Raw genomic sequence first — 24,865 nt, forward strand, 5'->3', positions numbered from 1 at the left:
TTCCAAATCCAAGATAAAGTCAGTACGCGAAGACTAGGATGCCCTTTGCGGCGTCCGTTATCCTGCGGCTAGCAATGAATTATCCATCGGAGATTTGGCAGACTTGCGAATGACCGTCGGCCGACTAATTATCATTTCTTGGCATGCCCGACATATCTGCCGTAAACGACCGTCCCGTCGGTCAATTCAACGAAGCTTCGGACATAGATTTCATTCACATTATTTTCCGCTAGGTTGTCAAGCAGAAATCCTGTGCCGGAGCCACCGACCGAGATTTTGACGTTTTCGTACGAGAATTTAATGGACTTGCTGGCCAGTGTTGGCATAGCGGCGATTGCCTGATTTGCAGCGGTATTGTAAGAATAAACAACGCCATAGTTTTTGATCGGTTTTTGTCCCATATCCATCAGAATAATACCCGCATGATAAGGCTTTGCTAATTTGGGAACGCCCACGAATTCAAGTATTGCGCGGCCCGATTTATCCTGCTGATCGTATTTAATATCCCCATACAGTACCGCCCCGTCGTTCAGAACCGCATATGCCCGGTAGTAAATCCTGAAATAACTGGTGGCCGGCGCTACCACGTCCTTGGTATGCAGGCCGTTGGACGGGTTATCTTTGAAGAGGATTTTTTGCCAGTCTAAGGTCGGCTTATCGGTGTGGGAGCCTTTCAGTACATCATAATAATGTACGCTGTAAACGATTCCGAATTCTTTAACGGCGTTGCCTGCGAATTCACTCAGATTGACCGAAAAACGAAAGAGATCGGGGTTTATCACGGCCATATTGCCGGTTGCGACCTTTGGCGGATTGGTTTGCGGCCCATGATCGGTGCATTGGAAATGCAGCAAACCCAGCAACAAAAGTGCAAAATGAAGTACGAAGAAATTTCTTCTCATAGCTGTGATCTGTTAGTGTTTTTGTGATTTAGTCACAATGATACACATGACAGATCAAGCTGGTAAGCGGATTGCCGAGACGATGAACAAACGGCTAGCGCCATTTATCTAAGTGCACTTTCTGCTATTCGTCCCAGTCGTCCAGGTACGACCCTTCTTCCGTTTTCGTCGAACCGGCTATCGCCGCATTGATCTCCTGCATTTCCGCGGCTGTCAGGTCGCGCCACTTGCCCACGGGAAGGTCTTTGAGCGTAACGTTCATGATCCGGACGCGTTTCAGCTTCGTCACATTGTAGCCAAGGAACTCGCACATCCGGCGGATCTGGCGGTTGAGGCCCTGCGTGAGAATGATGGTAAAAACGTAGCTGCTGTCTTTCCGGACAAAGCATTTCTTAGTTACAACCCCTAAAATGGGGACGCCGGACGACATTTTTTGTATGAATTCGGGTGTGATCGGCTTGTTGACCGTCACCACGTACTCTTTCTCGTGGTTGTTCCCCGCCCGGAGGATCTTGTTTACAATGTCACCGTCGCTGGTGAGGAATATCAGTCCTTCCGACGGCTTGTCGAGCCGGCCAATGGGAAAGATGCGCTCCTTGTGCCGGATGTAGTCGATGATGTTGCCTTTGATATGCCGCTCGGTGGTACAGGTAATGCCCACGGGTTTGTTGAATGCAATGTAGACGCCCGCCTTTTTGGCTTTGAGCGGCTTACCATCCACGCGCACATCGTCCGAAGTCGTTGCCTTATCACCCAAAACTGCTTTCCGGCCGTTCAACATAACCCTCCCCTGCTCCACGAGCTTGTCGGCTTCCCTTCTTGAACAGAAACCGGTTTCACTGATAAACTTGTTGATCCTGACTGGCTCCAATGCTTTTCTAGTATTCTAAATGCTGCTTGCTTTTCCTAATCGACGGCAAATTAGCTCAAATCGCAAAAAAATTAAGGTTACAAATAAAGATTCGCGGCTTTTCACCCTTTACCTCACAATGCAAATGATGTTTGATCACAAAATAGAACAAATTGCCGGTCTATGAAAAATCGCTTTTTACTAATCCAAATCTTCCTCTGGATTACCATTATTTCCCTCCATGCCCAACCGGCACGGCGGCCCGTGGACGTGATCGTCACGACCGACCGCGACGACTGGACGTACAAACCCGGAGATAAAGTCCAGTTTCAAATCACGGTGTTGCGCAATGGCAACCCGGTGAAAAATGCGCAGGTACGATATGAAATTGGCCTGGAAAAGCTCGAACCCACCATTAAAGAGACTAAAACCGCCGCAAACGGCACATTAACCGTCGACGGCGGAACGTTGAAAACACCTGGTTTCCTCCGCTGCATTGCATGGGCCACAGTAGACGGCGCGGAGTTCCGCGGGCTGTCAACAGCCGGTTTCGATCCGCTGAAAATCCAGCCCACCGTTGCGAATCCGACAGATTTTGATACGTTTTGGGACAATGCTAAAAAGGAACTTGCCACGGTGCCGATGGACGCTAAGATGACGCTCCTACCCGAACGCTGCACCGAAAAAACGAACGTTTACCACCTTAGCCTGCAAAATACCCGTCCGGGCGTGCGTGTTTACGGCATTCTGAGCATTCCGAAAAAAGAAGGAAAATATCCCGCATTGCTGCGCGTGCCGGGCGCGGGCGTACGCGCCTACAATGGCGACGTGGCCACGGCCGATAAGGACATTATCACCCTGGAAATAGGCATTCACGGCATTCCGGTGATCATGGACCCGTCGGTTTACCTCGATATGGGCCAGGGCGTCTTGAACGGCTATCCTACTTATAATCTGGATGATAAGGATAAATTTTACTACAAACGCGTGTACCTCGGCTGTGTGCGCGCGAACGATTTCTTAACCAGCCTGCCGCAATACGACGGCACCAACCTGGCCGTGACGGGAGGAAGCCAGGGCGGCGCATTATCGATCATCACGGCCGGCCTCGACCCTCGCGTCAAGTGGCTTGGGGCATTCTACCCTGCATTAAGTGATGTAACGGGCTACCTGCACGGCCGCGCGGGCGGATGGCCGCATTATTTCGATAAGAATGGCGCCAAAACGAACAATATGAAGGAAAAGCTGAACACGGTGTCCTACTACGACGTGGTGAATTTTGCGCGGCGCGTGAAAGCTCCCGGCCTTTATATGTGGGGTTTCAACGACGAAACCTGCCCGCCGACATCCATGTACGCCGCTTACAATGTGACCACCGCGCCCAAAGAATTGAAACTCTATCTCGACACCGGGCACTGGACTTATCCGGAGGAACGCGATGCGATGAACAGCTGGCTCGTCGATAAACTCAAAGGCAAATAATACATTATCAAACCGAAACCTTTAAAATGGATCGCAGACAATTCATTGAAAAATCGGCGCTGGCGGGCGCGGCATTCTCGTCGCTTCCCTTGCTGACGGCGTTGAAACGGGCATCTCCTTACCGCACGGCGCTTATCGGCGCGGGCTGGTGGGGCACAAATATCCTCCGCTGCGCCGTGCAGGCAGGTGAATCCAAACTCGTGGCACTTTGCGACGTGGATCAAAACCAGCTCAAAACCTGTGCGGAGGTTTTTTCCAAACTCACGCCCGATAAACCAAAGCTCTATAAAGACTTCCGGGAAATGCTCGCCAAGGAGAAGCCCGAGATCGTGATCGTTGCTACGCCCGACCACTGGCATGCGCTATGCTGCATTGCGGCCATTGAAGCGGGTGCGCACGTGTATGTCGAAAAGCCCATTTCCCACACAATTAAGGAAGGCCGCGCGATGGTGAACGCCACGCGCAAGCACGGGCGCATCGTTCAGGTAGGCACGCACCGCCGCGTATCGCCGCACAATGTGTCGGGTATGGAATTCCTTAAATCCGGCAAAGCAGGAAAAATCGGGATGGCGCGTGCATTCGTGCATTATGGCGGCGGTCCCGGTCAGAAAACACCCGATTCGGAACCACCGCAAGGGCTCGATTGGGACTTTTATTGCGGCCCGGCCCAGCTGGTCCCTTACAATAAGACCATGCACCCGAAAGGTTTCAGGAATTATCTCAATTTCGCCAACGGCACCCTGGGCGACTGGGGCATCCACTGGCTCGATCAGGTATTGTGGTGGTCGGAGCAGAAGTATCCCAAAAAGATCTACTCCACCGGCGGCCGCGCGATCCGTCAGGACAGCACCGATGCGCCCGATCACCAGGTAGCCGTTTACGATTTCGATGGCTTCACGTTGGAATGGGAACACCGTACATTCGCAGCCAACAATGCCGAAAAAACGCATCCTAACCAGGCGGTAGGTGTGTATTTCTACGGAACCGAAGGCACATTCCACATGGGCTGGCTCGATGGCTGGACATTCTATCCTACTAACCCGAACAAACCGGTGGTTCATCAGGATGCACAGCTCAACAAGCCGGATGACCAGAATATCCAAGAGCTCTGGGCAAATTTCCTCGAATCAATCAAAACCAACAAACCGCCGGTTTGCGAAATTGAAGTGGGGCAACGCTCCACGAATGTGGCGCTGCTGGGGATGCTTTCCTACAAATTGGGACGAAGCATTGTGTGGGATGGAGAAAAAGAAATAATCCCGGGCGACAACGAAGCCAACAAGCTCCTCAGCCGGGATTACCGCGGGGAATGGAAATATCCGCAGGTTTAAAACGAAGTCAGGTGTGTTCGGGTGTTGTCAGGTATTTTATTCATTTGAAATGACAACACCTGACAACACCTGACCAGATGCCATCAATCGATCTTCACGACTTCCGCCGGGATATTGTACTGATCCACCGCTTCCCGTGCAAAGCGCACGTGCCCGCGCGGGGCCATCAGGTACAGTTTTGCTCCTTTCATACCGGCCAGTTCGCTCAACAACTTCCATTTGGAAATATTGGCGCGCATCTCGTCCGATTTAACACAGACTTCCAGATAATGCCGGTTGAACATGTTTACCCCTGTCACATCGGGCGTAAAACGGGTATTGTCCGCCGCCCGCTCGTACGATTTCGGCGTTTCGTAACCTTCCATGTTTGCCTGGATTTCCTTGAACCCGTGTGACTTTGCCCACTTCACTACCAGCGGGATGAACGCTTCCTTTTCCATATATAAGCATCAATAATTGTTCGCCCGTTCTGAACGGGACTACCAAAATTTTTTAAATTAACCTAAACCTGATAGAGGGAACGTGGCAGGCATTCCGGGACGATCAGTCATCGAGTTCGTCCCGAAAGTTGTTATAGGCCGAGAGGAGTTCGCGGTGCGCTTTGGCGTTCTTTTGTATGACTGCCAGCTGCACACCTTTCTGATAAATTTCCTCAGCCTTTTCTATTCTACCTAACGCAGCAAAAAATGCGCCAGCGTGGTAATAAGTCGGTAAATAATCCTTATGTTTTTCCAATAGCAGGTCAAAATAACGCTCGGCTTCCGCGGCATCCGACTTTACGTACTCGATGGCGAGTGCGTAAGCATTGAACGGATCGGCGGGGTCCTCTTGGTAAAATGCGATCAGATTGGCTAATAAGGAGTTATTCATCAATATTATTATGCTTGCATACTGTTTACTTTTCCCTTAATTTGCCCGGGCAAAGTTATTCTCATCAAACGTACAGAAAAGTAACCATACCATCATGAAAATACTCGTTTGTATAACTAATGTTCCTGATACAACCGCCAAAATAAGCTTCACCGATAACGACACGCGGCTCAACAAGGCCGGGGTACAGTTCATCATCGGACCGTACGATGACTACGCCCTGGCGCGCGGTGTGGAGTTAAAAGAGCAGCTCGGCGGAACCCTCACCGTCCTGCACGTAGGTGAGGCCGACGCCGAACCGCAGATACGCAAAGCACTCGCCATTGGTGCCGACGACGCCATCCGCGTGAATGCCGATCCGCAAGATTCCTATTTTGTAGCCGCGCAGATCGCCCACATTGCCGGGCAGGCCAGCTACGACCTCATATTAATGGGCCGCGAGTCGATCGACTATAACAGCGGCGTTGTGCACGGGCTGGTTGGCGAAATGCTGGGCATCCCGTCCTACTCACCTGTGATGAAGCTCGACCTCGACGGAAGCACTGCCACCATTACCCGCGAGATCGACGGCGGCAAGGAAGTACTCAAAGCGCCGCTGCCCCTTGTACTCGGCTGCCAGGAGCCCATCGCAGAATGGAAAATCCCGAATATGCGCGGCATTATGACGGCGCGTACCAAACCATTGAATGTGGTAGAACCGGTTTCAGTGGATGATATGACCGTTCCGCAGCGTTACAAACTGCCCGCCCCGAAAGGCGCCTGCAAGATAATCCCTGCCAGTGAAGCGGAAACGCTCATCAGGTTGCTGCAAACCGAAGCAAAAGTGCTGTAATTTTTCTTCATTCAAACGAAAACAATCATGTCAGTCCTTATATATGTAGAACTCGATAACGGTTCTATCAAAAAAACCTCGCTGGAAGCAGTTGCTTATGGCGCCAAAGTTGCGGAAAAGACCGGCGGCCAGGCCGTAGTGCTTGCATTGGGCAAAGCCGATGCAAGTGAGCTGGAAAAAGCAGGCGCTTACGGAGCGGCCAAAGTGCTTCATGCGGCCAATGCCAGGCTGGAACATGAAAACAGCCTCGCGTATGCCGACGCGCTCGTGCAGGCGGCCGCGCAGGAAGGCAGTAAGGTCATTATCCTTTCCAAATCCGGCCTGGGTGATGCCATGGCGGCGCGGGCGGCGGCCAAGCTCAAAGCCGGAATCGTTTCCGGTGTGACGGCTTTGCCCGAAACCGACGGCGGTTTCAAAGTCACCCGCGCGATTTTCACAGGCAAGGCATTCGCAACGACCGAAATCAAATCGGACATTAAAGTACTGGTGGTCCGCAAGAACGCGATTGAAATCGACGAAGCGGCGCTCGGAAGCGGAAGCGTCGCGCTAGAGGCGTTTCAGCCGACACTTCGTGACAGCGATTTCACGGCCAGTGTTGTGAGTGTCGAGAAAGCGGATTCTGAGTTGTCGCTCACCGAAGCGGAAATCATCGTTTCGGGTGGTCGCGGCATGAAAGGCCCCGAGCACTGGCAGCCGCTGATCGACCTTGCCAAAGCGCTGGGTGCGGCCACGGGATGCTCCAAACCCGTTTCCGACCTCGACTGGCGCCCGCATCACGAGCACATCGGTCAGACCGGCATTAAGGTTGCACCAAACCTGTACATTGCCTGCGGCATTTCGGGCGCAATCCAGCACCTTGCCGGCGTCAATGGGTCGAAATGCATTGTGGTCATTAACAAAGATCCGGAGGCACCTTTCTTCAAGGCGGCGGACTACGGCATCGTCGGGGATGTTTTCGAAATCCTGCCTAAACTCACGGAAGCGGCAAAAAGCCTCAAATAGTGGCTTCTAGGCTCATTTTATAAATTAATTGCAGGAATGCGCATTTAAAAAACGGCTATAAATCAATTGATTAACCTCTTTTGGTTTTTAGCCCGGCCATAGCCGCCGAATCTTAACCCTTACAGCATTTTTTTATGCAGTAAGGGTTATTTATTTTTGCAACCTTGATCCGCCGATGGCGCTTTTCAAACAGGAACACTTTAAAGGGTTTACTTGTTAATTCGTTGAAAATCAAGAAGCAGCCCAAAAGACCATTCACCACAACTGTTAACCATTTGCGCATTTAATTTAAACGTGAAAAAAATCAAGTTAGAAATTCTGGGGCTTTCACCAAGCCAATCCCAAGCCGGTTCGTTTGCATTGGTACTTGGAGAAGAACTCGGCAACCGCAGGCTGCCTATCATCATTGGTGTATTCGAAGCACAGGCCATCGCCGTCCAGATTGAAAACATAGTTCCCAACCGCCCGATGACGCACGACCTGTTCAAGTCGTTCGCCGACGGCATGAATTATACATTAAAGGAAATCGTCATTTCCGACCTCAAAGAAGGCATTTTCTACGCCAAGATCGTTTGCACCGACAACCTCCGCGAGGTGGAGATCGACGCCCGGCCGTCGGACGCGATCGCGATCGGCCTGCGGTTCGACATACCGATTTACACCTACGAAACGATCCTCTCGGAAGCGGGCATCGTATCCAGCTCAATGAGCGAGGATGAAGACGAGGACGAGGATGCCGTTCGTGAAACCATCCGCCCGACCGGTTCCAAAGATTCGCTCCGTGACCTGAGCTACGACGAGCTGCAACGCATGCTCGACGACGCCCTTTCGAAAGAAGATTACGAGAAGGCCGCCAAGATCCGCGACGAGATGGGAAGAAGGAACTAATACTGCCTTTATCGTTAAAAATAGTTAAGGATTGTCCCTGAAAGGGCTGTTTTGAAATTTTAATCCTTATTTTTGCCCGAGTCGTTTTCACCCAACCGAACCAACGACAGGCGAAATCCTACGCTGTTATGCCTAAAAAAAAGAAGATCGGGAGTTACCCCAACGCGATGATCGTGATGAGCCTGACGGCAGCATTGTTCCTGATCGGCTTTTGCGGGCTCCTCGTCATCCAATCCAAGAAACTGGTTTCCATCATCCGCGAGAACATCGAAGTGCGGGTGTTCATCAATAAAGAAGTTTCCAAAGCGGGGCAGGATTCTGTCTTCAACATTATCCAGGCCAAGCCATTTGTATTAAAATCCACTGAAACAAAGGCGATTATATTCGTTTCCAAGGAAGAAGCCGCCAAGGAATTCATCGACGGCACAAAGGAAGATTTCGCAAGTTTTCTGGGCGAAAACCCCCTGCGCGACAGCTACCGCGTGAAAATCCAGGAGGACTATTTCGAAGAAGCCAAGCTCGCGCAGATCAAAAAAGACCTCGAACAGATCCAGGGCGTGTACGAAGTGGTGTACCAGGAAGATCTGGCCGATAATATCAATCGGAACGTTACCAAAATATACATTGTACTAGCGAGTTTCGCGCTGATCATGCTCGTGATCATTGTTTTGCTGGTGAACAATACGATCAAACTGGCGATTTACTCGCAGCGGTTCCTGATCCGCAGTATGCAGCTCGTAGGCGCTACCAACGGCTTTATCCAAAGACCTTACGTGCTGCGCGGGGCCATTCAGGGCCTTGTGGGCGGTGTTGTAGCGGCGCTCCTGCTGATCGGCTTGCAGCAACTGGCCATCCGCAATGTGGAAGGCCTGGCGATGTTGCAGGAATACGATAAAATCGTGATACTCGTAGCCTCTGTACTGGCCCTCGGCGTAGCGATCGGCGTGGCGAGCACTTACCAGTCGCTGGCGCGCTACCTTCGCATGGCACTGGACGATCTGTACTGACAGCCGCCTGCCTATCCTCTTTCAGACATTCAAGAACAGTAACCGATAAACAAACGTTATGAGTGCTTCAAAAAATGAATTACCCTTTTCATCATCCAATTATGTGATGATGCTGGTCGGCATCGCGGTGATCCTCGCAGGCTTTCTGATCATGACATTCGACGGCGAAGAGTTTGGCTTTGGCTTCCTCGGCCTCACCCTCGGCCCGATCATCACCATTGCGGGCTTCATCATCGAGTTTTGGGCGATCCTCCGTAAACCCGCTAATTCATGAGTATCTGGCAGGCGATCATTTTAGCAATTGTTGAAGGAATTACCGAGTTTTTGCCCGTCTCTTCTACCGGGCACATGATCATAGCCTCCTCATTCATGGGGATCAGCCATCTGGAATTCACCAAAATGTTCACGGTTAATATCCAGTTTGGGGCTATTCTTTCCGTCCTTGTGCTGTACTGGAAGCGTTTTTTCCAAACCACCGATTTCTATTTCAAACTTTTCGTAGCATTTCTTCCGGCGGCCGTGATCGGCTTTCTGCTGAACGATTTCATCGACGCATTGCTGGAAAACGTGTGGGTAGTGGCGATTTCGCTGCTCCTCGGAGGTATTGTCCTGATTTTTATCGACCGCATCGCGAACGATACCCGTGAGAAGGTGATCACCTTCCCTACCGCATTCAAAATTGGCTTTTTCCAGTGTATCGCCATGATTCCCGGCGTTTCGCGCTCGGCTTCGACCATTATCGGCGGGATGCTCAACGGATTGTCGAGAAAGCAGGCGGCCGAGTTTTCGTTCTTCCTCGCCGTGCCCACCATGGCCGCAGCAGGAGGTTACAAGCTGTTGAAAACGTACGATACCATTCAAAAAGAAGACATTCAGACATTGCTCATCGGAAATGCCGTCGCGTTCGTGGTGGCAATGCTGGCGATCAAGTTCTTTATCAGCTTTTTGACTAAATACGGGTTCAAGGTTTTCGGTTACTACCGCATTATCCTCGGCCTGGTGCTGCTCGGTTTGCTGGCATCGGGTTACAAGCTGGACGTTGTTTAAAAGCCTTCGGCTTCACCATAAGCGATCGGCCGACCATGCAGAATGGTCGGCCGATCGCCATTAATCTCCCCTGATTTGAAACAAGAAGAAAACATACCGGACGAAGGTGAGGTCATTCTGATCGACAAACCCTTGACATGGACTTCGTTCGACGTGGCCAATAAGCTGAAACGGGCCTGCAAATTCAAGAAAATCGGTCACGCCGGCACCTTGGACCCGCTCGCTACCGGCTTGCTCATCCTTTGTACGGGTAAAAAAACCAAGCAGATCGACAACTTCCAGGCGCAGGAAAAAGAATACACCGGCACGCTGGTATTGGGCAAAACGACGCCTTCGATCGACCTGGAAAGCGACTTCGACGCCGAATATCCCACCGACCACATTACGCCGGAGGTGCTCGAAAATGCGAGACAGCAGCTCACCGGCCACATTGAGCAGGTCCCGCCGCTATTTTCGGCCATTAAAATCGACGGCGTGCGTGCGTACAAGCTCGCGCGACGCGGCGAGGAGGCGGAGATCAAGAAGCGGGCGGTGGAAATCAAACTGTTCGAAATCGACGCTACCCACTTTCCTTCCATTGATTTTAGGATCATTTGTTCAAAAGGTACTTATATTCGCAGTATGGTTCGCGATTTCGGTGTGCTGGCCGGCAGCGGGGCTTACATGAGCAAGCTCTGCCGCACCAGGATCGGCGATTTTGAACTGAAAGATGCCTGGGAGCTCACCGCTTTCATCCATCAGAAAAGAGTAGCGTTGAATTTGGAAGTTGACGAATGAACATTTATCATAGCCTGGATTCCTTTGAAAAACTGGAATATGGCGTCGTAACCAGCGGCACTTTCGACGGGGTGCATCTGGGACATCAGAAAATACTGGCCCGTTTAAAAGAAATTACCGAGCAATCGGGCGGCGAATCGGTGGTGCTGACCTTCTGGCCGCACCCGCGCACGGTGGTGTCGGAGGATAGCCAGGACCTGCAATTGCTTTCCACAATCGAGGAAAAAATCGAACTGTTTTCCAAACTGGGCATTCACCACCTCGCCATTGTTCCCTTTACCCGCTCGTTTTCGGAACTGACTTCGGAAGAATTTATCAAAGAAATTCTCGTTCAAAAGATCGGCACGAAAAAGCTGGTAATCGGTTACGACCACCGTTTTGGCCGTAACCGCGAGGGGAGCTTTGAGTTTCTGCAAAAGAACTGCTCGGAATATGGCTTTGAAGTGGAAGAAATACCGAGAGAGGACATTGAACACACGGCCATCAGCTCGTCGCGCATCCGCAAAGCGCTGATTACCGGGCATATCCACGAAGCAAACGAACTGTTGGGCCGGAACTACGCCCTGTCGGGAACTGTGGTGAAAGGGAAACAACTCGGCCGCACGATCGGCTTCCCGACAGCCAACCTGTATGTGCACGAGGCGTACAAACTCATTCCGATGAATGGTGTGTACGTGATCAACGCCATTCACCAGGGCCAGCGCTTCAAGGGAATGCTCAACATCGGCGTGCGCCCCACCGTGGACGGTACGGTGCGTACGATCGAAGCGCATCTATTCGACTTTGACAAAGAGATTTACGGCGAAGACCTTCAACTGGAACTGCTGCATTACCTCCGCCCCGAGCAGAAATTCGACGGGCTCGATATGCTCGTAAGGCAGATCAAAATCGATCAGGAAAACGCGCTCGCCTATTTTGGCTAACCATACGTGGCGATTTAACTGCTCCAAAACACATTTTGAATGAAAGCGTGCCCGACCCGGCACGCTTTTATTATGTCTATACGTAAAACCGGGGTCATCCCTGCTTTTAACACGGACTTCGGCAACAATCCTTTCCTTTTATGAGACATTACGACGCTATTGTAATCGGCGCAGGGCAAGCCGGCACGCCGCTTTGCCGCAAACTGGCTGAATCGGGTTTAAAAACTGCATTAATTGAAAAAAGATGGGTCGGCGGGACCTGCGTCAACGGCGGCTGCTCCCCTACCAAGGCTATGATCGCCTCCGCCAAAGCCGCCTGGTCGGCAAGGCACAACGAGGCCCTCGGCGTGAGCGTGGGCGGCATTACCATCGATTTCGAAGACATCATCGAGCGCAAAAACCGCATTGTGCAAATGATGCGCGACAATTCCGAAAAGCGCATCCGCGAAACCGCCGGCCTCGATCTTATTTACGGCACGGCACGTTTTAGCGGTCGAAAGGAGATAACCGTTACACTAACAGACGGCAGCAGCGAGACACTCATCGCCGATAAATTCTTCCTCAACAACGGTGTCCAGCCCGTCATTCCCGACATCGAAGGCATTCAAACCATCCCCTACCTCACTTCCACCACCATCATGCAGCTGGATGAGATTCCAGAGCATTTGCTGATCCTCGGCAGCGGGTACATTGCATTGGAATTCGGCCAGATGTTCGCACGGTTCGGCAGCAAAGTAACGCTCATCGAGCGCTCGGAGCGGATTTTGAAGAAGGAGGACAAAGACATTACCGAGGAAATCGCCAAAATTCTCGCCCAGGAAAGCATTGAAATACTCACGAACACCGAGGCCACGGGCTTTTCAAAAAACGGGCATATTATAAGTGTGACACTCGAAACAAATGGCCGGAAAAGTCAGCGGTCGTGTACGCATGTGCTCGTGGCGGCCGGGCGCAAGCCGCAGCTCCGCGAATTCGGCCTGGAAACGGCCGGTGTGGAAGCAGATGAAAAAGGGTATATCAAAGTAAACGACCAGCTCGAAACCTCGGCAGAGGGCATTTATGCATTGGGCGACGTCAAAGGCGGCCCCGCATTCACGCATGTTTCGTACGACGATTACCGGTTGATCATCCAAAAGGTGGTTGAGAAAAAGCAAATCAGCATCGCCGACCGCCTGATCCCATATTGCATTTTCACAGATCCGCAGCTCGGGCGAGTGGGCATGACCGAACAGCAGGCACGCGAAAAAGGGATTGACATCAAAGTGGCTGTCCTGAAAAACGACAGCGTTGCGCGTTCCATTGAAACCGGGGACGAACGCGGCATGATGAAAGCCATTGTGGATGCGAAAACAGGGCAGATCCTGGGCGCCGCGGTGCTGGCCGAAGAAGGCGGAGAAGTGATCACGGTCCTGCAAATGGCCATGATCGGCAATATTACCTACGACCGCCTCATGAACGGCATATTCGCGCACCCGACGTACTCGGAGTCGCTGAACAACCTGTTCATGTCGCTCGAAGGATAGCCGCATTTGCTTTTTTCGCCGGAAAATGGATCGTTTTCCGGCTGATTTACGTAGAAAAGAAACATGCAAACTGCCTAGCGCAGTCCTGAACCACGTACCTGCCAGCGACCATTATGATCATTGCCGACCAAATCAGTAAACATTTCGATGGTGTAGAAGCCGTTACAGATGTTTCCTTCCGGGTCGGCGAGGGTGAAACGATGGTGTTGCTGGGCACCAGCGGCTGCGGCAAGACGACGACGCTCAAAATGCTCAACCGGCTGATCGAAGCTACTTCCGGCCGGATTGAAATTGGTGGAAAAAACATCACCGAAGAAAAGCCGGAGATACTGCGCCGGTCAATCGGCTATGTGTCGCAAAACAATGGCCTGTTCCCGCATTATACTGTTGCAGAGAACATTGCAGTGGTGCCCAGGCTGCTCAACTGGCAGTCGGGCCACATTCAGGAGCATACTGCACGCTGGCTCGAACAGCTGAAACTGCCTGCGCATTTCACCGGTAAATATCCCGCCGAGCTGAGCGGCGGCCAGCAGCAGCGTGTGGCCATTGCCCGCGCGCTCATTGCCAATCCGCCCGTCCTGCTCCTCGACGAGCCTTTCGGCGCACTCGATCCGGTGACACGCACCAGCGTCCGGAAGGATTTTGCCGAACTTCCGGCATTACAGCAGACAACCATCGTCCTCGTCACCCACGACGTGCAGGAAGCGCTGCAAATGGGCGACCATATTTGCCTGATGGACAAGGGCCGCGTTGTGCAGCAAGGCACGCCGGGCGACCTGCTGCTCCGGCCTGTGAATGAGTTTGTACACGCATTCATCGGCCAGCAGGTGGCCGATATTTCCCGTATTTACGAACGCATCAAAGCACAGGAATAATGGAGGAGCAGCAAACCTTATGGGCCTTTATGGCGCAGCAATCGGGCAAGCTGTGGAGCCAAACCCTGGCCCACATCGGCCTCACGTGCATTTCGCTGCTCATCGCCATTGCCATTGGCTTACCGCTCGGCATCTGGATCGCACGGCGGCAGAAGGCCGCCTGGCTGGTACTCGGCGTGGCGGGCATTCTGCAAACGATCCCCAGCATTGCATTGCTCGGTTTTATGATCCCGCTGCTGGGCATAGGCGCATTGCCTGCGATTACGGCCTTGTTTTTGTATGCATTACTGCCCATTATCCGCAATACTTACACGGGCATTACGGGCGTCGACCCGGCCATTACCGAATCGGCGCGGGGTATGGGCATGAGCGCCTGGCAGATACTGACGGGCGTGGAACTGCCGCTGGCGATGCCAGTAATCCTGGCGGGTATCCGCACGGCCACGGTCATCAATGTAGGCGTGGCGACGTTGGCGGCATACATCGCGGCGGGCGGCTTGGGCGAGTTTATTTTCGGCGGCATTGCATTGAACAACACGCAAATGATCCTCGCCGGGGCCATTCCGGCAGCATTGCTGGCCATTCTGCTGGACTTTTTGTTGTCATTACTTCAAAAGATGCGCTTGAAGAAAATGCGCAAAGTGTCCGTCGTGCTGCCTGTATTATTGCTGCTGCTTTCCTCTTTTTACCTCATCCCCTATACAAAAGGTAACCTGCTTGCCGGCTTCACGCCGGAATTTATGGGCCGCGAGGATGGTTATCTAGGTTTGAAATCCAGATACGGCCTCGATATCCCGACGGTCGTGATCAGCGACGCGGTGATGTATAAGGCCGCATTTGAACAAAAGCTCGACGTTATCAGCGGGTATAGCACCGATGGCCGGCTTAAAGCATTCGACCTGATGACGCTCGACGACGATCAGCACATTTTTCCGCCTTACTATGCGGCGCCGGTCGTGCGGCAGGAGGTTTTAAGTCAATACCCTGAATTGCAGCCGGTTCTGGAACAATTATCAGGCTATATCAATGACTCGGTCATGACGGAGCTGAATTACCGGGTGGATTACCTGAAACAAGCGCCGGAACGTGTGGCGCACGATTTCCTGGTGTCCAAAGATCTTTACCAACCGCCGCGGAACGGCAACAAGGGGACAATTCGCCTCGGTTCCAAGATTTTTGCGGAGCAATATATTTTAATACAAATGTACAAAGAGCTGATCGAGGGGAATACCGAGCTCAAAGCGGCTACGAAAACCGGCCTGGGCGGCACCAAAATCTGCTTCGACGCATTGAGTAATGGCGAAATCGATATGTACCCCGAATACACCGGAACCGGCCTGCTGGCCATCCTGAAACCAGGCCGGGCGCAACTGAAAAGCCTTGGCGGCGACCGGGAGGAGGTTTATGAGTATGTCAAAAACGAATTTCTGGAACGGTACCGGCTGCAATGGCTGCGGCCGATCGGCTTTAATAATGCCTACGCGCTGATGATGCGCCGCGCGCAGGCACAATCCTTGAACATCCAATCCATCACCGACCTAAAAAACTATGCAACTAATGGAAACCACCGGCATTAGGGAAGCATTTCACAATGTCAGAAAACACACGGAATACATTTGCGAGCCGCTCGAAACGGAAGATTACGTGCCGCAGCCGGTCGCATTTGTGAGCCCGCCGAAATGGCACCTCGCGCATTCCACCTGGTTTTTTGAAACCTTCATCCTCAAACCCAATGTACCCGGCTATCGGATGTACGATCCCGATTTCAACTATTTGTTCAACAGCTACTATAATAATGTAGGCGAGCGCAGCCTCCGCACCGATCGCGGGAACGTGACACGCCCGACCACCAAGGCCGTGTACGCCTACCGCCAATATGTGGATGAGCAAATGGACGCATTTCTCGAAGATCTCACCGATCCGGACATCCTGGCATTGGTCGAACTCGGGCTGCACCACGAGCAACAGCACCAGGAACTGCTCGTGACCGACATCAAATACATTCTCGGCCACAACCCGCTCTTCCCCGTTTACCGCGAAGGCCAGAATATGGTGAGCGGCCGCAATACCGAAACCGGCTTTTTAACCATTCCTGAGGGCATCTACGACATCGGGCACCAGGGCGAAGGTTTCTGCTTCGACAACGAACTCGGCCGGCACAAGGTATACCTGCACGAATTCGAAATCGCGAAAGGACTCGTCACCAATAAAGAATACCTCGCATTTATGGAAGCCGGGGGTTATCAGGATTTCAACCTTTGGCTGGATGAAGGCTGGTCTTGGGTAAATGAAAACCACATTTCAGCACCAATGTACTGGCACCGGATCGGCGGCGAATGGCATTACTTTACATTAAACGGGTTGCGAAAAGTCGATCCCGACGCCATTCTGAGCCATGTCAGCTATTTCGAAGCCGCTGCATTTGCTCAGTGGAAAGGCATGCGACTACCGACCGAATTTGAATGGGAAATTGCCGCCGCTAACCTCGACTGGGGCCAGCGGTGGGAATGGACCAACAGCGCCTACCTGCCCTATCCTGGATTCTCGAAAGCGCCGGGCGCCGTGGGCGAGTACAATGGCAAGTTTATGGTGAACCAGATGGTGCTCCGCGGCGCGTCCGTAGCGACCTCGCCGGGGCACGCCCGCAAAACATACCGCAATTTTTTTCACACACACGAGCGCTGGCAATACACAGGTATCCGCCTCGCGCAATAAACAATGGATCATGACAGAGTTACAAACTTTTGCCCGCGACATCCACAAAGGACTGTCGGCGCCCCGGAAACACATTTCGAGCAAATACTTTTACGACGACATCGGTAGCGGCATTTTCCAGGACATTATGAAAATGCCGGAATACTACCCTACCCCTTGCGAATTCGAGATTTTATCGCTGCAAGGTGATAATATCATTCAAAAACTGGCATTCGACAGGCCGTTCCAGATCGTGGAATTTGGTGCCGGCGACGGCATTAAAACGCGCCAGCTGCTGAAAAAGCTCATCGAGCGGCAAGTGGATTTCACTTACGTCCCCATCGACATTTCCGCGAAGGCGATCGAGGAACTGACGGGCAATATGCTCGGCCATTTGCCTGGGTTGAAAATCCGGCCGATGATCGGGAATTACTTTTCGATGATGGAAGAGCTGGCCGCGTCGGGCGTTCCGAGCCTGCTGCTTTTTCTCGGCGGCAACATCGGCAACTACGAAGCGCATGAGGTCACGAGCCTCCTCACCGATTTCCGCAAATGCATGAATCCGGGCGATTACCTGCTCACCGGGTTCGACTTGCAGAAAAACCCCGCCACCGTCCGCTGCGCATACGACGACCCGAAAGGCATTACCAAAGCATTCAACATCAACCTGTTGCACCGGATCAACCGCGAGCTGGGCGGAACTTTCAAAACCAATCAGTTCGATTTTTACTCACATTATAACCCTGTAAATGGCGAAGTAAGGAGCTACCTGGTGAGCCTTGTGCCGCAAAAAGTACACATCCGGCACACGGACAAATGCTACGATTTTGAACGGAATGAATTGATATGGACCGAGTTATCCCAAAAATACACGCTCACGGGCATTGAGAAAATTGCGGAGGCCAACGGCTTCCGCGTCGTGGAGCATTTCCAGGATTGCAAGGCTTATTTTACCGATAGCTTGTGGACATTATAAAAATCGGCCGGGACTTTTTGAAGCCCGGCCGATTTTTCTGAATGCATTGTTTTATACCAAGGCATTAGTTGCTCGATACAAATTTATTGAAGCGGCTTTCCTTGCCGTCGGCGGTTGTTTCCTGGTACAAAAATTCCAGCTTGCTCTCGTCGAACTTCTGGAAAAACTCTTCCCAGCTGATTTCCTCCAACGAATCTTCACCGCTGTACCCCGGAAAATCGATTCGCAGGATGCCGCCGCCATCCTTTTTCTTTGCGGTGCCCTTCACTACCGAAGGCACACCGCCGCGCTTCTCCACCCACGCCCGGATCGTCTCATGGTCGCGGGTCGATGTGTTGGATTTGGAGCTGCCGGATGCTTTTTTAGTGCCGTCTGATTTGGAGGCTGTGGACTTGGTCGATGTCGATTTGGTCGTTGTGGATTTGGCCGCCGTCGCTTTCGTCCCTGTGGATTTTGCGCCGGATTTCGAGTCCGCAGTTTTGGTGTCTGATTTTGAGGCTGTTGATTTTGCAGTGCTCTTGGTAGCAGCCTTGGTGGCCGTGGTTTTCGCAGACGCGCTCTTTTCCGAAGCGCCTGCCGATTTCGTTTTAGAAGGGGCGTCTTTGGTGTTGCTTTTTGTAGTAGCCATGGTTTCAGTTGTTTGATTTGAAACCCATTAACTTCAAAAAGCGTGCCGATCGCTAACTAGTCCTCCACCACACGGATAGCGCCTTTGAGCCGGAACCCGCACACCCGGAACCCCGCCTTTTCGAGGGTGGCCTGCGAAATGCGGTTGCCGATATTGCAGCGGGCCGCCGGCACGCGCCCCATTTTGTACGCCGTCCGTTTCAGTTCCTGCACAATGTAGGTCGCAAAGCCGCGCTCGCGGTACTGCTCCTTGGTTTGCATGTAAATGTCGGCATAAGGAATGTTGTAATTCAGCATCAGCCCGCCGCTCGCCACGATTTCGCCGTCCATATCGATCACATAATCGCTGTCGTCGCCATCCATCGGGTCGTGTTCGGAGCGCTTGCGGAATATCGCGCCGGGAATTTCGAATGCGGTTTGGAACTGGTCTTCGAACAGAATGGCTTCCGCGAATGAATGCTCGCAGAAACGGTGCAGCATTGTCGATAGCATGACGTCGTTGCTCTGCGCCTCGATCCATATCGCCTTGCATGCCTGCTGGAATGCTTCGAAAACCGTGCTGGCATATTTCCGGAACGGCGGAAGCAGGTAGAATTCGAAAATCGTGTCGCGGTCCTGGCGCCGATCGGTTCCCCAAACGGCACCGTAGCCGATCCGGACATTCCCGGTCCTGAACAGCCAGGTGTCGGCCCAGCCGTAGTCGTGGCACTTGTTGCAGACGAACTGAAAATGGTTTTCATGCAGGAACATCGTGCGAAAATCCCTGATTTCGTCCAGTGAGGTTTTAGTAATGTCGACTTGCATAGTGTGATGGAACAGGCTAATAAGGTAGTATAATGGGTTGAAAAAAACTACTTGCGTTGCAGGAAAAAACGGCGCGTTACCACACCTTTTTTGTACGGGGAATACGGCCGAAATCCCGTCAGCAAGGCAGCATTCAGGTGCTTTTTTGTGCCTGCATTATCCACCAACATAATTGAAACCGGCATGAAGCCTATTATTCAGACCGTTACCTTATTTGCACTCATGATTTTTAAATGCCACGCACAGGCCCCGGGCCCGTTGACGCTCTGGTACGAGCAGCCTGCCCGGCAATGGGAAGAGGCGCTCCCCATCGGAAACGGCGCATTGGCGGCGATGATTTTCGGAGGCGTAGAAACGGAGCAGATCCAGTTTAACGAAGAAACGCTGTGGACGGGCGAACCGAGAAGCTACGCGCACAAGGGCGCATCGGCATACCTGGAACAGATCCGCCGGCTGCTGAACGAGGGCAAACAGAAAGAAGCAGAAGCGCTGGCCAACGAGCAATTCATGAGCCAGCCCATGCGGCAAATGGCTTATCAGGCTTTTGGTGATGTGTATTTAGATTTTCCCGGCCATGTTCAGCATCGCGCATATCACCGTGAACTCGACCTCCGTGCGGCCACTGTAAAAAGCAGCTACGAGTCCGGCGGCGTGCGCTACACGCGCGAAGCATTTGCGAGTTATCCGGCCAAGGCGATCTACTATCATATCAACAGTTCCCAAAAAAGTAAGCTGGATTTCACCGTGCGCATGTCGACCATACACGCGAAACCGAAAGTGAATGCCGAGAAAAACACCATCGAGCTGGAAGTTCAGGTCGAAAACGGGGCGCTCCACGGGCTGGCCCGATTGAAATTACTAACCGACGGAAAATTGAAAACAGCCGACGGAAAAATAGAAGTTACCGGCGCCACCTCGGCGACAATTGTGCTCTCGGCAGCGACGAACTATATCAATTACAAAAATGTAAACGGAGATCCGCGCGCCAAGGTAACGGCCGCATTGCAAAACGCACCGGACGATTACAAGAAGGCCGCCAGCGGTCATTTGGCTGATTATCAGAAACTCTTCAACCGTTTCGCCCTGGATTTGCCTGCCAGCAAAGGCTCGGCACTTCCTACCGACCAGCGCCTGAGCCAATTCAAACACAATCCGGATGATCCGGCATTGCTTGCATTATATGTACAGTTTGCACGCTACCTGCTCATTACGAGCAGCCGTCCGGGAACGCATCCGGCCAACTTGCAGGGCAAATGGAACCATAAGCTCAATCCGTCGTGGGATAGTAAGTACACCGTCAATATCAATACCGAAATGAACTACTGGCCCGCGGAGCTTACCAACCTCAGCGAATGCCATCAGCCTTTGTTTCAAATGGTAAAAGAGGTTTCCGAAACCGGTGCCGAAGTGGCCAAAGAACATTATAATGCAAACGGCTGGGTTTTACACCACAATACCGACGTGTGGCGTGGTGCGGCGCCGATCAATGCGTCCAACCACGGCATTTGGGTGACGGGCGGTGCCTGGCTGAGCCTGCATTTGTGGGAGCATTACCGGTTTACGGAGGATAAGGCATTTCTTCAAAACACCGCCTACCCGCTCATGAAAGGCGCAGCGCAGTTTTTCCTCGACTTTCTCGTGAAAGACCCGAAAACCGGACACCTGGTGAGCTCGCCGTCCAATTCGCCGGAAAACGGCGGCCTGGTGGCCGGCCCGACGATGGACCACCAGATCATCCGGGCGTTGTTCAAGGCTTGCGCCGAGACGGCCGGCATTTTGAAAACCGATGCCGTATTTGCCCAAAAACTTACCGAAACCGCCAAACAAATCGCCCCGAACCAGATTGGCCGCCACGGTCAGTTGCAGGAATGGATGACGGACATCGACGACACTACGAACCATCACCGCCACGTGTCGCATTTGTGGGGCGTGTACCCGGGCGAAGAAATCACACCCACCGGCACGCCCGACCTGCTGAAAGCCGCCATCAAATCCCTTGAATACCGCGGCGACGACGGCACCGGATGGAGCCTGGCCTGGAAAATCAATTACTGGGCACGGTTTCTGGACGGCGAGCATGCCTACACGATGATCCGCAAGCTTTTCAACCCCGTGTTTGAATCCGGCCGTAAAATGAGCGGCGGCGGCTCCTACCCCAACCTCTTCGACGCTCACCCGCCATTCCAGATCGATGGGAATTTCGGCGGTGCATCAGGCATTCTCGAAACGCTGGTGCAGAGCCATCTGGGCGAGATCAACCTCCTGCCCGCATTGCCCAAGGCATTGCCCGACGGCCGAGTGAGCGGATTGTGCGCACGGGGAGGCTTCGAGATGGACATGGATTGGAAAAACGGCAAGCTCACCGGGCTGAGCATCCGATCCAAGGCCGGCAACGAATGCAAGGTGCGCTACGGAGCCCAGGTAATTTCCATCCCGACGGAGAAAGGTAAAACCTATCGTTTCGGGCCGGATTTGAAGGTTTTGAAATAAAATTGATTTTTTTGAGAGGTCCCGGAATGCTGCTGACATACTGCTGTCACTGGGCGATGTTTAGTTTGCAATGTAATCAAACAATAAACTATAAAAACCTTTGACATGGAAACTAACAACACCGCACAGGAGATCACAGCCACCACGTACATTATCAGCGCCGATGCATTACTGGAACATTGGCAAGGCCACCGCAGGCTCAGCCGGAAGGTTATTGAGGCATTTCCTGAGGATCAGTTTTATACTTTTTCGATCGGCGGCATGCGTACTTACGCCGAGCTTACGATGGAAATGATCGGTCTGGCGGCTCCCGGCATCCGCGGTATCGCATTCGGCGACTGGACTTTCAGCGAGCCGGTACTCGACTACTCGACGCCCGCCCCGGCCACCAAACCCGAAGTGCTCAACCTGTGGGACCTTATTACGGAATACATCAACAACGTGTGGCCGCAAATCCCGCCACAACGCTTCCAGGAAGTAGAAGCTGCCTTTGGCATGTATGAAGACAAGATCGTCGGAACAGTCCAGTACCTGATCGACAATGAAATTCACCACCGTGCGCAAGGCTACGTGTACCTGCGCGCCCTGGGCGTGGAGCCACCGGCTTTCTGGGATCGCCAATAGTTTGCATTAGCGCCAACGAAAAACAACCCGCGCGGGAGACAGGGACTTTCCGGAAGGCCTCATTCTCCCGCGCGGAATTGTTATAGATTTTTGTGGAATGGTTTTAGTGAGTACCTTCGTGTGCTTGAACATTTGTTACAATGACTATGCCGCACATGAAAACGAAAATTCTGACTACCATTGCCTTAACAGGCCTCCTGGCTGCATTCGGTGAAGCGAATGCGCAGGTCCGGCAGCCGTCACCCACCGGGCAGGTCCCCAAAGCTTACACGGGTGCACAAGCCGGGCAGGGTGCTCAAACGGCGACTTTCAAACCAAAACCAACCGGTCAGATCGCCCCCGAGGTGCCGGGACAGCCACTGGGAACATTGCCCCAACCCGCACAGCCAGCTCCCGTGAAGAAAACTTCGGAGGTACAAAGCCTGGGTTTTGAAAGCTATTCGGCTCCCACAACCCAGTCGGGTATGGTGCCCAAGGTGACCACGTCGCAGGATCAGCGGGTGATGACCGAACGGTTCGCTCCGGATGGCGAAACGCAACAGCGCACCGTGACGACCGAACAGGTACAGCAAACGATCCGGGTGCAGCAGGTTCCTGCGGGCGGCACGTACACCCCCGGCACGGAGCCAGCCCCTGCCACCACCGCGCCTGTGACAACCGGCGAGGCGGTTTCACAACCCGCTCAAAGCGCCACACAGGCGCCTGTAACGCAGCCTGCAACCACTACCCAGCCCGCACCTGCGGCAGCGCCCAGGTCAGCCCCGCAACGGGTAAGTCCAAAATAACACACACCCCGGTTCTGCCGGGGTTTTTCATTTCTACATTTCGCTGCTCTTCCGGCAGGCGCCGTTTGGCACAATCACACCTGCATTTTGTCTCATCCTCACCCCGGGAAAGTGCCGGGCTGGCCGTATTTTTGTAACAACACTTCACAAGCCGGTGACAATCCGGTAGTTAAACACATCGTTATGAAAACCTTTTATGCGGTCCTCGCCAACTCGCTCGCGGCCGCGCTCACCAATACATTTGTCTGGTTCGCCGTCACGTTCTGGGTGTATCTCGAAACCAAAAGCGTGCTCGCTACTTCCGTGATGGCAGGCGTTTATCTGGCAACGGTGGCGGTTTCCGGCTTTTTCCTGGGTTCAATAGTGGACCGTTACCGGAAGAAAACATCTATGACGATCTCAGCCACGATCACACTGGCGCTCTACATTGTCGCACTCATCATCTACGTCACCACGCCCGAAGCTGTTTTCAAGGACGATTCGAGCATTAACCTGTGGCTTTTTATTACACTCTGCCTGTTTGGGGCCATTACCGGAAATATCCGCACCATCGCACTATCGACCGTCGTGACGATCCTCATCGAAGAAGATCACCGTGACAAGGCCAATGGGATGGTCGGAACAGCGAATGGCGTTTCGTTCCTCGTCGCGTCCATTTTCAGCGGTCTGGTGATCGGCTATCTGGGTGTGCTGTGGATGATGGTGCTGGCGGTCGCACTTAGCGTGCTGGTGCTCATTCACCTGCTTACGATCGACATCCCGGAGAAAGAAATCGTCCATACCGATTCGGGTACCGAGCATATCGACATTCGCGGCACTATTGCCGCCGTGGGCATGGTGCCGGGCCTTTTCGGGTTGATTTTTTTCAATACATTCAACAACTTCCTGGGCGGTGTATTTATGTCGCTGATGGACGCCTACGGACTTTCGCTCGTGTCGGTGCAGGCGTGGGGCATACTTTGGGGCATTCTGAGCCTTGGGTTTATCGTCGGCGGATTGGTCGTTGCGAAACGCGGGCTGGGCAAGATGCCGTTGAAAACCCTCTTCGTGGCCAATATTATCATGTGGGCGATCTGCATCGTCTTCCCGATCCAGGCATCGATTATCCTGCTCGGCGTCGGTATGTTCGTGTACCTTTGCCTCATACCCGTCGTAGAAGCTACCGAGCAAACCATTTTACAGAAAGTCATCCCACCCGAGCGGCAAGGCCGTGTCTTTGGATTTGCACAAAGCATTGAACAGGCCGCTTCGCCCATTACTGCATTTCTGATAGGTCCCATTGCCAAGTTCATATTTATTCCTTTTATGACCACCGGCGCCGGCGTGCGGCTCATTGGCGACTGGTTCGGCATCGGTACAGCCCGCGGACTGGCGCTGCTCTTTATCGTCACGGGCATCCTGGGATTGATCGTCACACTCGTAGCCATGCAGTCGGCCGCTTACAAAAGGCTGTCGCTGATCTACAAAAAGCCTTCGCCGGAGTACGACACCGATAGCGTACCCGTGCAGGAGCAGGCCTGAAAAGGTCTTCATTATTAATCCAACTAAACACAACC

At 52.8% G+C, this 24,865-nt stretch carries 25 protein-coding genes; 19 read left to right on the forward strand and 6 right to left on the reverse strand.

Annotated features, from left to right (window positions below; all coding sequences use genetic code 11):
* Positions 1–131: 131 nt before the first annotated feature.
* Positions 132–902, reverse strand: coding sequence for a hypothetical protein (locus DFER_RS06095; RefSeq protein ID WP_015810737.1), 771 nt, complete (start codon positions 900–902; stop codon positions 132–134).
* 124 nt (positions 903–1,026) lie between these two features.
* On the reverse strand, positions 1,027–1,773 hold the full coding sequence (rluF, locus tag DFER_RS06100; RefSeq protein WP_015810738.1) for a 23S rRNA pseudouridine(2604) synthase RluF: 747 nt from the start codon (positions 1,771–1,773) through the stop codon (positions 1,027–1,029).
* A gap of 162 nt (positions 1,774–1,935) precedes the next feature.
* Here rluF and DFER_RS06105 point away from each other — a divergent pair, with 162 nt between their 5' ends.
* Positions 1,936–3,234, forward strand: coding sequence for an acetylxylan esterase (locus tag DFER_RS06105; protein WP_015810739.1), 1,299 nt, complete (start codon positions 1,936–1,938; stop codon positions 3,232–3,234).
* A gap of 26 nt (positions 3,235–3,260) precedes the next feature.
* Positions 3,261–4,565, forward strand: a complete 1,305-nt coding sequence (locus DFER_RS06110) for a Gfo/Idh/MocA family protein (protein WP_015810740.1) — start codon at positions 3,261–3,263, stop codon at positions 4,563–4,565.
* Between the two features lie 83 nt (positions 4,566–4,648).
* Here the strand turns inward: DFER_RS06110 and DFER_RS06115 are convergent, their stop codons facing one another.
* Together DFER_RS06115 and DFER_RS06120 are read right to left on the reverse strand one after the other, a co-directional pair.
* Positions 4,649–5,005 (reverse strand): hypothetical protein, encoded by a 357-nt coding sequence (locus tag DFER_RS06115; RefSeq protein ID WP_015810741.1) that lies wholly within the window; start codon positions 5,003–5,005, stop codon positions 4,649–4,651.
* Between the two features lie 103 nt (positions 5,006–5,108).
* Positions 5,109–5,435 (reverse strand): hypothetical protein, encoded by a 327-nt coding sequence (locus tag DFER_RS06120; protein WP_015810742.1) that lies wholly within the window; start codon positions 5,433–5,435, stop codon positions 5,109–5,111.
* Between the two features lie 94 nt (positions 5,436–5,529).
* On the opposite strand from DFER_RS06120, the gene DFER_RS06125 reads away from it, so the two are divergent.
* The 13 genes from DFER_RS06125 to DFER_RS06185 all read left to right on the forward strand — a co-directional run bounded on the left by DFER_RS06125 (position 5,530) and on the right by DFER_RS06185 (position 17,979).
* On the forward strand, positions 5,530–6,267 hold the full coding sequence (locus DFER_RS06125; protein ID WP_015810743.1) for an electron transfer flavoprotein subunit beta/FixA family protein: 738 nt from the start codon (positions 5,530–5,532) through the stop codon (positions 6,265–6,267).
* A 27-nt stretch (positions 6,268–6,294) separates the two neighbouring features.
* Complete coding sequence (locus tag DFER_RS06130) at positions 6,295–7,269, forward strand: electron transfer flavoprotein subunit alpha/FixB family protein (RefSeq protein WP_015810744.1); 975 nt, start codon at positions 6,295–6,297, stop codon at positions 7,267–7,269.
* A 294-nt stretch (positions 7,270–7,563) separates the two neighbouring features.
* Positions 7,564–8,157 carry a bifunctional nuclease family protein gene (locus tag DFER_RS06135; protein WP_015810745.1) on the forward strand — a complete coding sequence of 198 codons (594 nt, stop codon included), beginning with the start codon at positions 7,564–7,566 and terminating at the stop codon, positions 8,155–8,157.
* A 128-nt stretch (positions 8,158–8,285) separates the two neighbouring features.
* Positions 8,286–9,164, forward strand: a complete 879-nt coding sequence (locus tag DFER_RS06140; protein WP_015810746.1) for a cell division protein FtsX — start codon at positions 8,286–8,288, stop codon at positions 9,162–9,164.
* A gap of 58 nt (positions 9,165–9,222) precedes the next feature.
* Positions 9,223–9,438 carry a DUF3098 domain-containing protein gene (locus DFER_RS06145; protein ID WP_015810747.1) on the forward strand — a complete coding sequence of 72 codons (216 nt, stop codon included), beginning with the start codon at positions 9,223–9,225 and terminating at the stop codon, positions 9,436–9,438.
* A complete protein-coding gene (locus DFER_RS06150; protein ID WP_015810748.1) occupies positions 9,435–10,211 on the forward strand; it encodes an undecaprenyl-diphosphate phosphatase in 777 nt (258 codons plus the stop codon). Before DFER_RS06145 ends, DFER_RS06150 begins: the two co-directional genes overlap by 4 nt.
* Before the next feature lie 42 nt (positions 10,212–10,253).
* Complete coding sequence (gene truB, locus DFER_RS06155) at positions 10,254–10,988, forward strand: tRNA pseudouridine(55) synthase TruB (protein ID WP_015810749.1); 735 nt, start codon at positions 10,254–10,256, stop codon at positions 10,986–10,988.
* Positions 10,985–11,911, forward strand: a complete 927-nt coding sequence (locus tag DFER_RS06160) for a bifunctional riboflavin kinase/FAD synthetase (protein ID WP_015810750.1) — start codon at positions 10,985–10,987, stop codon at positions 11,909–11,911. The genes truB and DFER_RS06160 overlap by 4 nt, the downstream gene beginning before the upstream one ends.
* 140 nt (positions 11,912–12,051) lie before the next feature.
* A complete protein-coding gene (locus tag DFER_RS06165; RefSeq protein ID WP_015810751.1) occupies positions 12,052–13,434 on the forward strand; it encodes a mercuric reductase in 1,383 nt (460 codons plus the stop codon).
* A 113-nt stretch (positions 13,435–13,547) separates the two neighbouring features.
* On the forward strand, positions 13,548–14,309 hold the full coding sequence (locus DFER_RS06170; protein WP_015810752.1) for an ATP-binding cassette domain-containing protein: 762 nt from the start codon (positions 13,548–13,550) through the stop codon (positions 14,307–14,309).
* Positions 14,309–15,886 carry an ABC transporter permease/substrate-binding protein gene (locus tag DFER_RS06175; protein ID WP_015810753.1) on the forward strand — a complete coding sequence of 526 codons (1,578 nt, stop codon included), beginning with the start codon at positions 14,309–14,311 and terminating at the stop codon, positions 15,884–15,886. The genes DFER_RS06170 and DFER_RS06175 overlap by 1 nt, the downstream gene beginning before the upstream one ends.
* Positions 15,867–17,024, forward strand: a complete 1,158-nt coding sequence (egtB, locus tag DFER_RS06180) for an ergothioneine biosynthesis protein EgtB (RefSeq protein ID WP_015810754.1) — start codon at positions 15,867–15,869, stop codon at positions 17,022–17,024. Before DFER_RS06175 ends, egtB begins: the two co-directional genes overlap by 20 nt.
* 10 nt (positions 17,025–17,034) lie before the next feature.
* Positions 17,035–17,979, forward strand: a complete 945-nt coding sequence (locus DFER_RS06185) for an L-histidine N(alpha)-methyltransferase (protein ID WP_015810755.1) — start codon at positions 17,035–17,037, stop codon at positions 17,977–17,979.
* 64 nt (positions 17,980–18,043) lie between these two features.
* Here the strand turns inward: DFER_RS06185 and DFER_RS30485 are convergent, their stop codons facing one another.
* Both DFER_RS30485 and DFER_RS06195 read right to left on the reverse strand, forming a co-directional pair.
* Positions 18,044–18,607 (reverse strand): hypothetical protein, encoded by a 564-nt coding sequence (locus DFER_RS30485; RefSeq protein ID WP_015810756.1) that lies wholly within the window; start codon positions 18,605–18,607, stop codon positions 18,044–18,046.
* Positions 18,608–18,663: 56 nt separating this feature from the next.
* Positions 18,664–19,410 carry a GNAT family N-acetyltransferase gene (locus DFER_RS06195; RefSeq protein ID WP_015810757.1) on the reverse strand — a complete coding sequence of 249 codons (747 nt, stop codon included), beginning with the start codon at positions 19,408–19,410 and terminating at the stop codon, positions 18,664–18,666.
* A 183-nt stretch (positions 19,411–19,593) separates the two neighbouring features.
* Between DFER_RS06195 and DFER_RS06200 the strand changes: the two genes are divergently transcribed.
* The 4 genes from DFER_RS06200 to DFER_RS06215 all read left to right on the forward strand — a co-directional run bounded on the left by DFER_RS06200 (position 19,594) and on the right by DFER_RS06215 (position 24,830).
* A complete protein-coding gene (locus DFER_RS06200; RefSeq protein WP_015810759.1) occupies positions 19,594–21,900 on the forward strand; it encodes a glycoside hydrolase family 95 protein in 2,307 nt (768 codons plus the stop codon).
* 105 nt (positions 21,901–22,005) lie between these two features.
* On the forward strand, positions 22,006–22,524 hold the full coding sequence (locus DFER_RS06205) for a DinB family protein (protein WP_015810760.1): 519 nt from the start codon (positions 22,006–22,008) through the stop codon (positions 22,522–22,524).
* A 155-nt stretch (positions 22,525–22,679) separates the two neighbouring features.
* Complete coding sequence (locus DFER_RS06210) at positions 22,680–23,309, forward strand: hypothetical protein (RefSeq protein ID WP_041734770.1); 630 nt, start codon at positions 22,680–22,682, stop codon at positions 23,307–23,309.
* Between the two features lie 183 nt (positions 23,310–23,492).
* Positions 23,493–24,830 (forward strand): MFS transporter, encoded by a 1,338-nt coding sequence (locus tag DFER_RS06215; protein ID WP_015810762.1) that lies wholly within the window; start codon positions 23,493–23,495, stop codon positions 24,828–24,830.
* The last annotated feature ends 35 nt before the right edge of the window (positions 24,831–24,865 follow it).

The sequence above is a fragment of the Dyadobacter fermentans DSM 18053 genome (genome assembly GCF_000023125.1).
In the GTDB taxonomy this organism is placed as follows: domain Bacteria; phylum Bacteroidota; class Bacteroidia; order Cytophagales; family Spirosomataceae; genus Dyadobacter; species Dyadobacter fermentans.